Source organism: Pseudoalteromonas sp. T1lg122 (genome assembly GCF_002964825.1).
GTDB classification, from domain to species: Bacteria; Pseudomonadota; Gammaproteobacteria; order Enterobacterales; family Alteromonadaceae; genus Pseudoalteromonas; species Pseudoalteromonas gelatinilytica.
Genome location: NZ_PQCG01000031.1, coordinates 1 through 13,476 on the forward strand (window position 1 = coordinate 1; position 13,476 = coordinate 13,476).

9 protein-coding genes are annotated in these 13,476 nt (G+C 43.2%); 8 read left to right on the forward strand and 1 reads right to left on the reverse strand.

Annotation, left to right across the window (positions count from 1 at the left end):
- Positions 1-643: 643 nt before the first annotated feature.
- From C2M33_RS10810 to C2M33_RS10820, 3 genes are all read left to right on the forward strand, one after another.
- Positions 644-2,233 carry an alkaline phosphatase gene (locus C2M33_RS10810; RefSeq protein ID WP_063702877.1) on the forward strand — a complete coding sequence of 530 codons (1,590 nt, stop codon included), beginning with the start codon at positions 644-646 and terminating at the stop codon, positions 2,231-2,233.
- 11 nt (positions 2,234-2,244) lie between these two features.
- Positions 2,245-4,041, forward strand: a complete 1,797-nt coding sequence (locus C2M33_RS10815; protein WP_105174438.1) for an alkaline phosphatase — start codon at positions 2,245-2,247, stop codon at positions 4,039-4,041.
- A gap of 73 nt (positions 4,042-4,114) precedes the next feature.
- Positions 4,115-4,831 (forward strand): hypothetical protein, encoded by a 717-nt coding sequence (locus tag C2M33_RS10820; RefSeq protein ID WP_063702873.1) that lies wholly within the window; start codon positions 4,115-4,117, stop codon positions 4,829-4,831.
- A 65-nt stretch (positions 4,832-4,896) separates the two neighbouring features.
- Here C2M33_RS10820 and C2M33_RS10825 read toward each other — a convergent pair whose 3' ends face one another.
- The gene (locus tag C2M33_RS10825; RefSeq protein WP_105174565.1) at positions 4,897-6,963 is read right to left on the reverse strand and encodes a TonB-dependent receptor; all 2,067 of its coding nucleotides are present in this window, start codon (positions 6,961-6,963) and stop codon (positions 4,897-4,899) included.
- A gap of 231 nt (positions 6,964-7,194) precedes the next feature.
- On the opposite strand from C2M33_RS10825, the gene C2M33_RS10830 reads away from it, so the two are divergent.
- From C2M33_RS10830 to C2M33_RS10850, 5 genes are all read left to right on the forward strand, one after another.
- Entirely contained in the window at positions 7,195-7,989 is a 795-nt protein-coding gene (locus tag C2M33_RS10830) for a VOC family protein (protein WP_063702870.1), read from the forward strand.
- 113 nt (positions 7,990-8,102) lie between these two features.
- Entirely contained in the window at positions 8,103-8,768 is a 666-nt protein-coding gene (locus C2M33_RS10835; RefSeq protein ID WP_105174439.1) for an SDR family oxidoreductase, read from the forward strand.
- Positions 8,769-8,906: 138 nt separating this feature from the next.
- Entirely contained in the window at positions 8,907-9,287 is a 381-nt protein-coding gene (locus C2M33_RS10840) for a hypothetical protein (RefSeq protein WP_105174440.1), read from the forward strand.
- On the forward strand, positions 9,284-11,620 hold the full coding sequence (locus tag C2M33_RS10845) for a fatty acid cis/trans isomerase (RefSeq protein WP_105174441.1): 2,337 nt from the start codon (positions 9,284-9,286) through the stop codon (positions 11,618-11,620). The genes C2M33_RS10840 and C2M33_RS10845 overlap by 4 nt, the downstream gene beginning before the upstream one ends.
- A 94-nt stretch (positions 11,621-11,714) precedes the next feature.
- Positions 11,715-13,466 (forward strand): response regulator, encoded by a 1,752-nt coding sequence (locus tag C2M33_RS10850; RefSeq protein ID WP_105174442.1) that lies wholly within the window; start codon positions 11,715-11,717, stop codon positions 13,464-13,466.
- Positions 13,467-13,476: the final 10 nt, after the last annotated feature.

Sequence of the window (13,476 nt, forward strand, 5' to 3'; positions counted from 1 at the left end):
TGCTGGTGTTGTTGCAACTATCGTTGAGTAATATCAACAGATAGAGCTTCACAGCTTATAAAAAGGTCGCCTAGGCGGCCTTTTTTAATGCCTGTAGAAAAGCTATCAGCTGTCAGCTTTCAGACGTCAGATTAGACTGATGGGGTTGTTAAGTTCGGTGTCTCGCTCAGCATTCGGCCTGTTCATTCTTCGGGTAGGTTGGTTAGAGCGTAGCGAAACCCAACGTAAACAGAGCTATCAGCTATCAGACGTCAGATTAGAACGGTGGGGTTGTTAAGTTCGGTGTCTTACTCAGAAATAAAATACCGTAGGAGGCACTTTAGTGCCGAATTAGAACCATTCTTACAATTAGGCTTGACCTAGAACCTAGAGCCTTTACCCTCGTAACTCGTAACTCGTAACTCGTAACTCGTAACTCGTAACTCGTAACTCGTAACTCGTAACTCACCCCTAGCACCTAACCCTTTTATTTCCCCTAAAACTAAATACTTACTTATATCTAAAGTCGTTTTTGTTTCATCATTTCGTCATGAAAAGTCACTTTTTTAGTAACAATGCGTTCTTAGTATTACTGCGCTAATTATCCAAGTGCAGTTTAGTTAGCACTCAAATTCTTAAAATAACGTACTAACGGAACGTAACGATGAAAATTAATAAAATTGCTACTGCAATTGGTTTAACGTTGGCATTGTCAGCGACGGCCAATGCAGGTGTGTTACCAGACAGTCAAAAACAAAATGATTGGTATAGTGCCGCTGAAGCTACATTAACAAAAAAAGAAGCGGCAGCTCAGGCTGAGCAAACGTTTAAAGCTAAAAATGTCATTCTATTTGTTGGCGATGGTATGGGTATTTCAACGCTCACTGCGTCACGTATCATGGCAGGTCAAATGGAAGGTAAGTCGGGCGAAGAAGGCTTACTAAGCTTTGAAGAATTCCCTTACTCTGCGCAAATCAAAACCTACAACGTTGATGCGCAAACACCTGACTCTGCAGGCACAATGACAGCAATTATTTCAGGCGTTAAAACCGATGTAGGTGTTATTGGTGTTAACGAAAACATCGAGCGTGGCAAGTGTGCAACCGTTGCTGGTAACGAGTTAATTACCGCTACAGAACTAGCAGAAATCAAAGGTCTAGCAACAGGTATTATCTCAACAGCGCGTATTACTCACGCAACGCCAGCTGCGACCTATGCAAAATCAGCTGACCGTAACTGGGAAGACGTATCAGACATGCCAGCTGATGCTGTTGAAGCGGGTTGTGAAGACATTGCCTCACAACTTGTTAATTTTGAAAAGAATCTAGAAGCACGCTTCGTAGGCACTGACGTTGATGGTCTTGAAGTTGTGATGGGCGGTGGTCGTCGTCACTTCTTACCAAAAGACGCAACGTTCAACTCCGCTGATGCAGTCAGCGAAGTTGAAGGTGACCGTACGGATGAGCGTGACCTAACTGCTGAATGGCAAGAAATGTATCCTGATGGTAAGTACGTTATGGATCAAGCGGGTTTCGATACGCTTAATGCCGATACCAAACGCGTATTTGCACTGTTTAATGAATCACATATGCAATACGAAGCAGACCGCGCTAACGATGTAGCGGGTGAGCCGTCACTGTCTGAAATGACAGGTAAAGCAATTGATATCTTAAAGAGCAACGAAAAAGGCTTTTTCTTAACCGTTGAATCAGGCCGTATCGACCATGGTCACCATGCGGGTAATGCTTATAACGCGTTAAACGATACCGTTGAATTTGCCAAAGCAGTGCAAACAGCAGTAGAGAATACCAATCCAGAAGAAACACTTATTCTTGTTACTGCTGACCACAGCCACGTATTTACTATCGCGGGTTATCCGAAACGCGGTAATCCAATCTTAGGTCAAGTGGTTGCCATTGGTAGCGAAGAGCCAAGCCTTGCGGCAGATGGTATGCCTTACACCACTGTTGGCTATGCAAATGGCTTAGGTTTCCGTGATTTAGGCGATGAAACAGATGCAGAGGTGTCTTATAACGATGCTGCTGTTGCAGGTCGTGTTGATTTAACCGGTGTTGATACGACTGCACCTGGCTATCACCAAGAAACGACTGTGCCATTAAGTTCTGAGACTCATGCGGGCGAAGATATTTCGCTTCATGCAAAAGGTCCAGGTGCGCAACTAGCACAAGGCGTTGTGGAGCAAAACGTAATTTTCCACATCATTAACCAAGCTCTAGAACTAATTGAAGAATAATGGCGACGACGATGAAAAAACTAAATTTAATTTCTCTTGCTGTAGTAGTGGCATTAGCGGGTTGTTCGGATGACGATGACAACTCTCCAAAAACATTAACCGTAGAAAACACGTTAGCTGTAGGTTCTGAGCAGTGCGTAAACGGTGGTACAGAAACCCTAACAGGTGCAGATAGCAATGATAACGGTGAGCTAGACTCAGCAGAAGTAACGGATACAACCGTTGCATGTAATGCACCAGCAACGTCGTTAACAGCATCGCAATTAGCGCCGTTGACTGATAATGCGTGGTTCAAGTCAGCACAAGTTAAAGTCGCTACTAGCGAAGAAAACATTGCGGCTGTTGTAAAAGGGTCAGGTAAAGCGAAAAATGTGATTCTGTTTGTTGGTGATGGCATGGGTATTTCGACTGTCACAGCAGCACGTATCATGGCCGGCCAGCTAGAAGGTAAGCTGGGTGAAGAGCACCAACTTAGCTTTGAAACACTCCCATTCTCAGGGTTTGCTAAAACCTATAACGTTGATGCGCAAACACCTGATTCAGCGGGTACGATGACGGCAATGGCATCGGGCGTAAAAACGGATGCTGGCGTTATTGGTGTTGATGAAGATATCGAACGTGGTAACTGTGCAACGGTTGCAGGTAATGAACTAGTCACAGCCACTGAGCTTGCTGAGATTGCTGGTAAGTCGACAGGTATTATTTCGACAGCTCGAATCACACACGCAACGCCAGCAGCAACCTATGCCAAATCGGCTGACCGTAACTGGGAAGATGTATCTGATATGCCAGAGGCAGCAGTTACCGCTGGTTGTGAAGATATTGCATCGCAATTAGTTAACTTTGAAGCAAACCTTGAAGCTCGCTACGAAGGCCTTGATGTTGATGGTTTAGAAGTTGTGATGGGCGGTGGTCGTCGTCATTTCTTACCAAAAGATGCGGCTTATAACTCAGCTGATGCGATGAGCGCTGTAGAAGGTGACCGTACGGATGGTCGCGACCTAACAGCTGAGTGGAAAGCCAAATACCCTGCGGGTCAGTATGTAATGGACCAAGCTGGTTTTGATGCAATCAATGCAGAGTCAACAGAGCGTGTTTTTGGTTTATTCAATGAATCACACATGCAATACGAAGCAGACCGTGCAAACGATGTAGCGGGTGAGCCGTCACTGTCTGAAATGACTGCAAAAGCAATTGATGTACTAGATAACAACGCCAATGGTTTCTTCTTAACAGTTGAAGCAGGGCGTATTGACCACGGTCATCACGCTGGTAATGCTTACAATGCACTAAGCGATACAGTTGAGCTATCAAAAGCAGTACAAGTTGCTCTTGATAAAACCAGCATTGAAGACACGTTAATCATCGTTACAGCTGACCACAGCCACGTATTTACCATTGCAGGCTACCCAAAACGTGGTAACCCAATCTTAGGTAAAGTGGTACCTGTGGGTAGCGATGAACCATCTCTTGCCGCAGATAACATGCCATACACAACGGTTGGTTATACCAATGGTGGCGGTTTCCGCGATTTAGGTGATGAGACTGATGCAGAAGAAGGTTACAACTATGCGCCAGTAACAGGTCGTGTTGACTTAACCGATGTTGATACCACGGCACCTGGTTTCCACCAAGAAGCGCTCGTGCCATTAGGCTCTGAAACACACGCAGCAGAAGATGTGGGTGTGTATGCAGTAGGCCCAGGTGCACATTTAGTTACAGGCACTAATGAGCAAAGCCTTATTTTCCATGTTATGGATTATGCCGCTGACCTTGTTAAACAAGCCGATGCTAAATTAGCACAATAATGAGTGTTTGGGAGGCTCTGAGCCTCCCTTACTCAATCAGTTATAAAGAAAACCAAGATAAAAAGAGAATCCCGTGAAAGCAGCCATCTTACTTGCCTCATTACTTAGCCCACTTGCTGTTGCAGGGCAATGCGATATGAATACCGGTTTTACGCAAGCAGACTATAAAGTCACCACAGACATTGTTGCTAATAAGCAGCATTCTGAAGACACCTTCACTCTATGGCGCACGCCTCATCAGGTGGCTAAGCAAAATCCACAGTTTATTGAGCTATGGCAGCAATTACGTAATCAACAAATTCGCCCAATTCGTTATTTCCAGCAAGCGCAGCGTGGCATTGAATATCAACCATCGGAAGTGCAAGGTGAGCAAGATTGGAGTAGCAAATATCAGTTAGTAAGCGATAAGTTTTTAGCGTCAATGACGCACCAAAAAAGCACGGGTGAAGGCTGTGAACTAACAGAATATTACACACAGCAGCAAGGTGAAAGCAAAGTCGAGCTAAGCTGGCTTGCCAATCAAAAGTTACTTAAAGCAATTCGTATTTCAACACCCACTTATAGCCGTGAAATTGCTTTAACAACCAGCCATCACAACCAGCAAAAGGTGCAGGCAGAGTTTGCGAAATGGGATAACTACCAAACCACCGATTACGCAGATATCGGTGATAATGAAAGCGATCCATTTTTAGCTAAAATGATCAACTTAGGGTTTGTTGAGCATGGCGCGAGCGGTTTCTATGATGCGCAAGGTAATCAGCTCAAAGGTGAGCATGGACATCATCACTAATTAGTACCAACCACAAAAAAAGGCACCAAGGTGCCTTTTTTATTGTTTAATTACTTAGCTTAAACCTAAAATGCATAGTTCCAAGTTAGGTTTACGGTACGACCCGTACCCGCAAAATAGCGTGTTGCAGCTGGGCGTGTTTGACCGTAGTAAGTGATGTAATACTTATCTAGCAGGTTATCGATACCTAGGCTAAATGCACCGTACTCAACACTTTGATATTGTACCGATAAATCAACGGTTGTGTAGCCGTCAAACTCTTCCCCAGTATTAAAGTCGCGGTCAAATACTTTGTTAGCTTGTACGCGGCTAGATAGATTCGCTGGCCACTGTTGCTGCCAGTAAAGGTTTAAACGTGTAGGTGAAATATTGCTGCCGCCTAAATCGCTTTCTACTTTATTATCGCCATCACCATCATATTGGCCTTCTGTATCAGCGTAACTTGCACCAAATGTTGTGCTGTTAGTTAGGTAATATTGTGCATTTGCTTCAAAACCTGAGATCTCAGTACGCTCACGTTGCACGCTGTAAATACCATCAGCATCAGCTTGTAAACGTGAACCTAAGTCTGAGTCAGATTCAAAGTAGCTAGCTTTAATATTGAAGCTATCGTTGGCATATTCAAAACCCAATTCGCGGTTATCAGAAATAACCGGCTCTAGGTTTAAGAAACTCTCAACCGATAAACCTGCTTGATTAATGCCACGCAGCACGCGACCAACATCAGCCATGCTAAAGCCTTCGCTGTAGCTTGCATATAGACGAAGTTCATCTGTTACTTGATAGACAACACCTAAGTTCTCTAATAATTCATTAAAGCTTGGCTCACCGCCTTCTACAAAGCTGCTGTTGTATGAGGCTAGGGTGGTAAAATCATCCACTTTTAATTTGCCGTACTCGTAACGAACACCGGCATTGAACGTCCAATCCTCTAAGCCGTCATAACGTAGTTGAGCGAATGGCGCGATGTTATTAAACTTGGTTTTTGGCACCCAATGGCGACCTGTTTGCGCAAGCTCTTGGTATGTTTCGTCAGAAAGTAAATCAATACCGGTCGCAATATCAAACTGGCTGTTTAACAGGTTATCTTTATTGTAAGTAACGCGGCTACCAAACTTTTGTGATTTATTTTGAGACTGATCGAAAATACTCTCGCCATAGGCTGGATCTTGAAACGACGCAAATGTGCCGCCGCCATACATAGCTGCAAAATCTTGCGTAAATAATTGAATAGCAAGGTTACCGCCAGCCACATTGCTGTGGTTATAATCTAGGGTAAAGGTTGTTACACGGTTACGTGGCGTGTCGCCTTCTACATCCCCTTTTTCAGCTGAGGTTGCAAGGCCTGTTGCTGGATCGCCATTTACAGCTACAAAGTCACCATTACCTTCAATTTTGTAGTGGTTCAGCATTGCTTGAATGCTTTGCTCGTTATCAAGCTGATATTTAACTTTTAAAAATAAGTCTAGGCTGGTTGAATCTTGCGTGTCACCTTGTGTGCCATCTAAACCAACAAAGTCACCGTTTCCATCGCGATACATACCCGTACTACGAGCCGATACACCACCAATGAAGCTAATATCATCTAGTTGTTTGCTGAATAAGTAGCTGGCTTTATAGCTTTGGCTGTCGCTGCCACCGTCTGTTGGAGTGCTAAACCCCGCGCTCATTTGGTGATTAAAATCGCCAGCTGATTTTGTGATGATATTAATAATACCGCCACTTGCGCCCATGCCTTGAATTGCATTTGCGCCACTGATCACTTCGATGCGTTCGATCATTGCAGGGTCAATCGTATTCCCATCACGAGAACCGTTACGAAGCGGGTTTGACTGAGGAACACCATCAATCATGTATAGCGGCTCACGGCCACGGAGTGTTTCACCTGCACTGGTCATTTTTTGACGACTTGGTGAAAAGCTCGGTAATAAATTACCTAAAATTTGCGATAGATCTTGAGTATGAGCAAGTTGCTCAGCAATGTCTTCACTAGTAATAACACTGATAGTTGCAGGTACAGTACTAACAGGTGCCGTACTACGAGTTGTAGAAACGGTAATACGTTCAATATCTTGGGCCTGATTTGCAAACGCAGCGATAGGAGTAAGTAAAAAAGGAAGCGCAAATTTCATCGTCATAGTTAAATCGCTATACAATTGTTATTAAAAATTGTTCGCATTTATACATGCGTTTATTGTGACAATCAATATAGTGCCATAACTGCAATTCTCTGTTTTAGCAGGGTTTAAACCTAAGTTATTGATTATGATTATTTAATTTTTCTAAACGTGAATTAAATAAATTTTAAAAATAATTGGCAAAAAAGCAGCTTGTTGATTACCGTTAATGAAGGAGGAACAGCCATGACAAAAATAAATACAAAACACCCTGCAGGTACTTTCTGCTGGGCCGAGTTATGCGCGAAAGACTGGCAAGCTGCGAAGCAATTTTATACGCAACTTTTTGACTGGGGTTTTGACGACCAGCCAATAGGTGAAGATATGTATTACACCATGCTGCAAAAGCAAGGTGATGATATTGCCGCTATGTATCAACTGCCTGCAAGTATGAGTGAGATGCCAACCCATTGGTTATTATATATTGCTGTTGATGATGTTGACCAAAGCACTGAGCAGGCAAAGTCATTGGGGGCAACGGTTTTGGCAGGGCCACATGATGTCATGACAGCGGGTCGCATGGTGATGCTGCAAGAACCTGGCGGTGCAACATTTGCCTTGTGGCAAGCGGGTGAGCATATCGGGGCTAAACGAGTGCAAGAGCTAAACCTGCCTTACTGGTTTGAGCTTGTGTCGAAAGACATGCAAAAAAGTCGCGACTTTTATTGTCAGTTGTTCGGATGGCAGTTTGAGGTGAAACCCATGGAGGGCATGGACTACACCTTATTTACCATCGATGGGCAACCGATTGCAGGCATGCTTGAAATGACCAATGAATGGCCAGATGACATTCCACCCCATTGGATGCCATATTTTGCGGTAGCAGATTGCGATCAGGCTGTCGCCAAAGCAACGCAGCTTAATGGGGCTATTTGTGTGCCAGCAACAGACATTCCAGATGTTGGGCGCTTTAGTGTTATTACCGATCCGCAAGGGGCTGTATTTTCTATTCTTAAATCAACCATTGATGAATTAACTTAAGCCCTTGGTTTTTGTCAATCTGTCCCAAAGTATATAGCTAAGCCTCTTCAAGATGCAGAAACTCGCACCTTGAAGTGGTTTGGGTATAGAAAAGCCTACTAAGGAGCAGATTGATGACTAAGCATGTGGTGGTTACGGGGGCCAATAAAGGTATTGGCCTAAATTTTTGTAAACAGTATTTAGCCCAAGGTGACCGTGTTACTGCAGTGGTTCGCACCCCAAGCGAAGAGCTAAAAGCACTCGACGTAAAAATTATTAGCGATATTGATGTGGCTGATGCCGATGATGTTGCAACCCTTGCCAATTACTTGCACGGCGACAAAATTGATATTTTGGTTAACAACGCCGGTATTTTTCATAACGAAACATTAGCTGACATGGACTTTGCTGCCATCGAAAAACAAATTAGCGTGAATAGTATCGCGCCTATTCGTATTACTCATGCATTACAGCAAAGCTTAGGTATTGATGCCAAAGTAGCGATGATCACATCACGTATGGGCTCAATTGCAGATAATAGCTCGGGTGGTTACATTGGTTATCGTATGTCAAAAGCGGCACTTAATGCTGCCAGTGTTAGTTTAGCCCATGAGCTAAAAGATAAAAAAATTGCCGTAGGGTTATTTCATCCGGGCTTTGTACAAACGCAAATGGTTAATTTTGCCGGCGATATCAGCCCTGAAACTGCCGCAGAGCGGCTCATCAAGCGGATTGACGAATTAAACCTTAGCAACACAGGTGGGTTTTGGCATTCAAACGGCGAAACGCTACCTTGGTAATGCATTTTTCACTGTTTTTATAATTCGGTTAGTTAGCAGCTAAAAAGCTGCTAACGGCTGATAAGTTTCGCTAATTATTGAACTTATAGTTTGCTATACTCGTACAATTAAAAGTCATTTTGATGTAGAGAGCAGCACATGGAATTAGAGCAAAATAGCGATTTAACCCTTCCTCTTTTTTATTTCGATGAAAACCTTCATAGCCGTGACATCGAGTCCCCAGATGTATTAATACATATAACCTTAAGCGAAGACTTACTCGCACAGCTTTGTCAAAATCCAGCTGTTGATAGCAGTGTTGCAATTGCCATTAATGAATATCGGCTTGAAGCGTTAAATGATGACTACCAAGTATTAATTGACGGTGAGCATGATGCGCAACTGACACTCGTTCGTGGACCACTGTTGAGTGCGATGCTTAGCTGCGACAACGACCAAACCTTTGTGTCGCCGCAAGTCGATATGATGCCAACCTTCGATTTAGGTGATGACGTTGAAGATATCGAGGAGGAAGGATGAGAAAACTCCTCACCACCGTATTTGGTCTTATTCTATTAAGTGGCTGTGCATATTTAGGTGCCGCTCATTACGATGAACTGTTTGGTAAAGAACAACCACAACAGCGCGTGGTTGCAGCATCAACACTTGAAGGTGCTGAGTTTTTAAGTGATGTAAAGCCCGTACTTGATAGTCGCTGTGTGGTTTGTCATGGCTGCTATGATGCACCGTGTCAGCTTAAGTTATCTTCTGTGGAAGGTATCGACCGCGGCTTAAGTAAAGAGCGTGTTTATGACGGCACACGTTTACTAGCGCAAGAGCCAAGCCGCTTGCTGTTTGATGCGACAAGTACCGCCCAGTGGCGTGGAAAAGGCTTTACCCCAGTACTTAATGAGCGAGCTCAAACCGAAGAAGCGAACCTTGCCGGTAGTGTGCTTTATAATGCCTTAGTACTTAAGCAAAGCAGCCCACTGCCTAAACAAGCAATTTTAGGCGATGAGTTTGATTTTTCACTCGACCGTGAGCAAACATGTACCACAATGAATGAGTTTGACTCATTTGCTAAAGATAGCCCGCATAGTGGTATGCCTTATGGTTTACCGGGTATCTCGAGTGAAGAGTTTCAGCACCTTGCTAAGTGGCTCCGAAAAGGCGGTTATTTAGCTCATATCGAGCCTCCTGAAAAAGGAGTACTCAAACAGGTCGAACGGTGGGAAGCATTTTTAAATCAAGATGGTTTAAAGCATCAACTGGCTGCTCGCTATATTTATGAGCACTGGTATTTAGCGCATATTTACTTCCCTGAGCATGGCGATAAACACAGCTACTTTAAGCTGGTTCGCTCTTCAACGCCACCGGGTGAAGAGATCAAACACATTAGCACCCGTCGCCCCTATGAAGACCCTAAGGTTGAGCGTGTTTACTATCGTTTAATGCATGATCGTTCGACTATTTTAGCGAAAACACATTTACCTTTAGCATTAAATGACGAAAAGCTTGCACGCTTACATTCGCAATTTATTGAAGCTGATTATCAAGTAGATAAACTGCCAAGCTATAAGCCAGAAGTGGCGTCAAACCCATTTAAAGCCTTTGCGGCAATACCAGTAAACTCACGTTATCAATTTATGCTTGATGAAGCTGAGCTTATTATTATGGGCTTTATTAAAGGGCCGGTTTGTCGTGGTCAAATCGCGTTAAATGTAATTAACGACCAGTTCTGGGTGGGTTTTGCGAAGCCTGAAATGGCGGCGACACCTAAAGTCGGTGAAATGTTGTTACAACATGAAGATGCATTAGCATTACCGGCTGAAGAAGAAAGTAATGCTTTGCCGATTTCTAGCTGGGTGAAGTATTCAAAACGCCAAAACAAATATTTGTCTGCCAAAGTTGCACTGGCAAATAAGATGTTTGCTAACGGTCAGCACCTTACAACCGATTTACTTTGGCAAGGAGATGGTCATAACCAAAATGCAGCGCTGACGGTATTTCGCCATTTCGATAGCGCAACGGTTGTAAAGGGTTGGATAGGCCAGCAACCAAAGACCGCTTGGATTCTCGACTATGCGTTATTTGAACGTATTCATTACTTGCTGGTGGCGGGTTTTGATGTGTATGGCAACATTGGTCATCAGTTATTAACTCGTTTGTACATGGACTTTTTACGCTTAGAAGGTGAAGCAAACTACCTTGCATTATTACCAGAAGCTAAGCGCAAAGAAATTAAAGCCCAGTGGTATCGTAAATCGCCACCTAGCTTAACGAGCTTCTTTGAGGATGAATTGTCATTTAGTCAACCTACGGGCATTGAATACAAAACAATGGATCCGCAGTCTGAGTTGTTCAATATGCTAAAAGCGAAACTGAAGCCAATATTGAGCCCTCGTTACGACTATACGAAAGTGCCTGAGCCGCTTGCGCGAATTAACGATCTTCCAGTTAAAGCTGTGAACTTGCTACCGCAAATTTCGTTTGTGTTAGTCAAAGATGGCGCTGATAAGCACAAGGCCTATACCCTGATCCACCATAATGCTCATTACAATATTTCGAGCTTATTGAATGAAGAAGGGCAGCGCGCTTATGACGAAGATACAGTGACGATTGTGCCTGGGTTTATAGGTGATTACCCAGAAGCAATTTGGTACTTGCACAATGATCAGCAGGTTGCAGCTTTTGCAGCTGGGCTGGCTAAAGCAACAGATGAAGCAGCTTACAGAGATCTGAAAAGTGAGTTTGCTATTCGCCGAACACATCCACAGTTTTGGCAATACAGCGATATTTTACACCGTGTAGCGAAAGAGTATCGCGGCGTCGAGTTTGGTTTATTTGACTATAACCGACTCGAAAATCGATAAATTTCTGTTAACTATCATGTTTAAAGCCCACTTCAAGTGGGCTTTCTTGTATTCTATGAACTACAATTATTTTTAAAAAAATAATGAGTAAAGCATGTTGCAGCTAGTCACAGATATCCGAAAACGATATCGCTGGGGGTTATTGGCGATTGCCATATTGATCTCTGTATCAGCCATCTTGATACAGAGCCTTTTGTATATCCAAAAGGGTGATGCCAAGGTCATCAATATTGCCGGTAAGCAACGCATGCTGTCACAAAAAATTGCCTTGTATGGCAATGCACTCATTTATCATGAATCCGATCATTTTCAACAGCAACACCGAAGGCTATTGCAACAAGCGGTTGAGCAATTTATTGCAGGGCATCAATTTTTAATTCAGCAAGATGAGCAAGATCACTATATTCATTTAAATGAGGCGCTTGAGGCCCATTATTTCTCGCCGCCGACTGCGTTAGATGAACATGTGAAGCGCTATGTGAGTAAAGCGCAGCAGCTATTAAACAATACCGATGATTTTGCCTATGTAGACCGCTCAACATTTGTTAGCAATCAGCTTGAAGCACTACTCACAAAGCTAGACCAAGCGGTTAAGTTACTTGAGCAAAAATCAGTTCAAAAAGTCACATTTTTGGCGGTGCTAGAGTTATTGTTTTGGTTGCTCGCCATGACGTTATTAGCAATTGAGCTATTTTTCATTTTTAAACCCATGGAGAAACTGGTCACTAAAAATATTGCTAAATACAAAGAACAAAAAGAGTTTGCTGAGCGTGTTAATAAAAATAAAGAGCGCTTTATTGCCCGTACCAGTCATGAGTTTAGAACACCATTGCAAGGGCTAACCGCATCAATCGAAGCGCTTGATATAAACGACAGCCAACAACTGACTAAACAGCAGGCACTTTATTGCGTGAATAGGCTGGTGGCCATGCTAGACGAATTAATGGATTTACAGCAGCTAACCTCGGGAGAATGGCAGTTAAGTTTTACTAGCAGCAATTTGTTATCAACATTAAAGCAAGCTATCTCACCCTATGAATATGCCTGTAACGATAAAGGTATTACCTTGAGCTTGAACTTAGCTGAGTCACTCAATAAAGAGGTGAGTACTGACCATGCAAGGTTGACGCAAATTGTTGCTGAAATCATTAACAATGCCGTTAAATTTACTCCAAGCCAAGGCCGTATTGCCGTAACTGCTGCGTTCCAAGGTGAGCAGCACTTTGTAATGGAAATACAAGATAACGGTAAGGGGTTTGAAAAGCCGCCGACAGATTTACTTAGCTACGAAAATGACTCAGAGCAACACTTTCAAGGCTTAAAAACGGGGCTGCTTAGGGTTATGCACATTGTTAAAGCATTAAAAGGAGAAATCCAATTTCTCAATGCTGAGCCACAAGGTGTGAAAGTATTAATTAATTTAGAACTAGAGAGCACGCCTAAATCAGTAATGCCAGCGCCGTTGCCGAAAGCTTTACACTGCTTAATTGTTGAAGATAACCCGCTAAACGCCACTATTTTAGGGCGCATGGTTAGCCATTTAAATTACAGCTTTGATGTGGCTGAAAACGGCTTAATCGCCACAGATAAAGCGTCAGAAAAGCACTACGATTTAATTTTTATGGATTTGAATATGCCCGTTATGGATGGTTTTAAAGCGATTGATATTATTCGTAATGAGCAGGGGCAGCAGGTGCCAATTTTGGTGGTGACAGCCAATACATCGAATGATGATTTACAACGAGTATACGAACTTGGAGCAAACTTGCACGTTTACAAACCGATCTCGCTAGATTCAGTGCAAAAAGCTCTCAGCATTTTATTTACTGAGAGCTCACAGGGATAACCAAAGCATT

Excerpts from the sequence above, each read along its gene's own strand:
- C2M33_RS10810 (WP_063702877.1), top strand. The coding sequence starts at position 644 with ATGAAAATTAATAAAATTGCTACTGCAATTGGTTTAACGTTGGCATTG.
- C2M33_RS10815 (WP_105174438.1), top strand. The coding sequence starts at position 2,245 with ATGAAAAAACTAAATTTAATTTCTCTTGCTGTAGTAGTGGCATTAGCG.
- C2M33_RS10825 (WP_105174565.1), bottom strand. The coding sequence starts at position 6,963 with ATGAAATTTGCGCTTCCTTTTTTACTTACTCCTATCGCTGCGTTTGCA.
- C2M33_RS10830 (WP_063702870.1), top strand. The coding sequence starts at position 7,195 with ATGACAAAAATAAATACAAAACACCCTGCAGGTACTTTCTGCTGGGCC.
- C2M33_RS10835 (WP_105174439.1), top strand. The coding sequence starts at position 8,103 with ATGACTAAGCATGTGGTGGTTACGGGGGCCAATAAAGGTATTGGCCTA.
- C2M33_RS10840 (WP_105174440.1), top strand. The coding sequence starts at position 8,907 with ATGGAATTAGAGCAAAATAGCGATTTAACCCTTCCTCTTTTTTATTTC.
- C2M33_RS10845 (WP_105174441.1), top strand. The coding sequence starts at position 9,284 with ATGAGAAAACTCCTCACCACCGTATTTGGTCTTATTCTATTAAGTGGC.
- C2M33_RS10850 (WP_105174442.1), top strand. The coding sequence starts at position 11,715 with ATGTTGCAGCTAGTCACAGATATCCGAAAACGATATCGCTGGGGGTTA.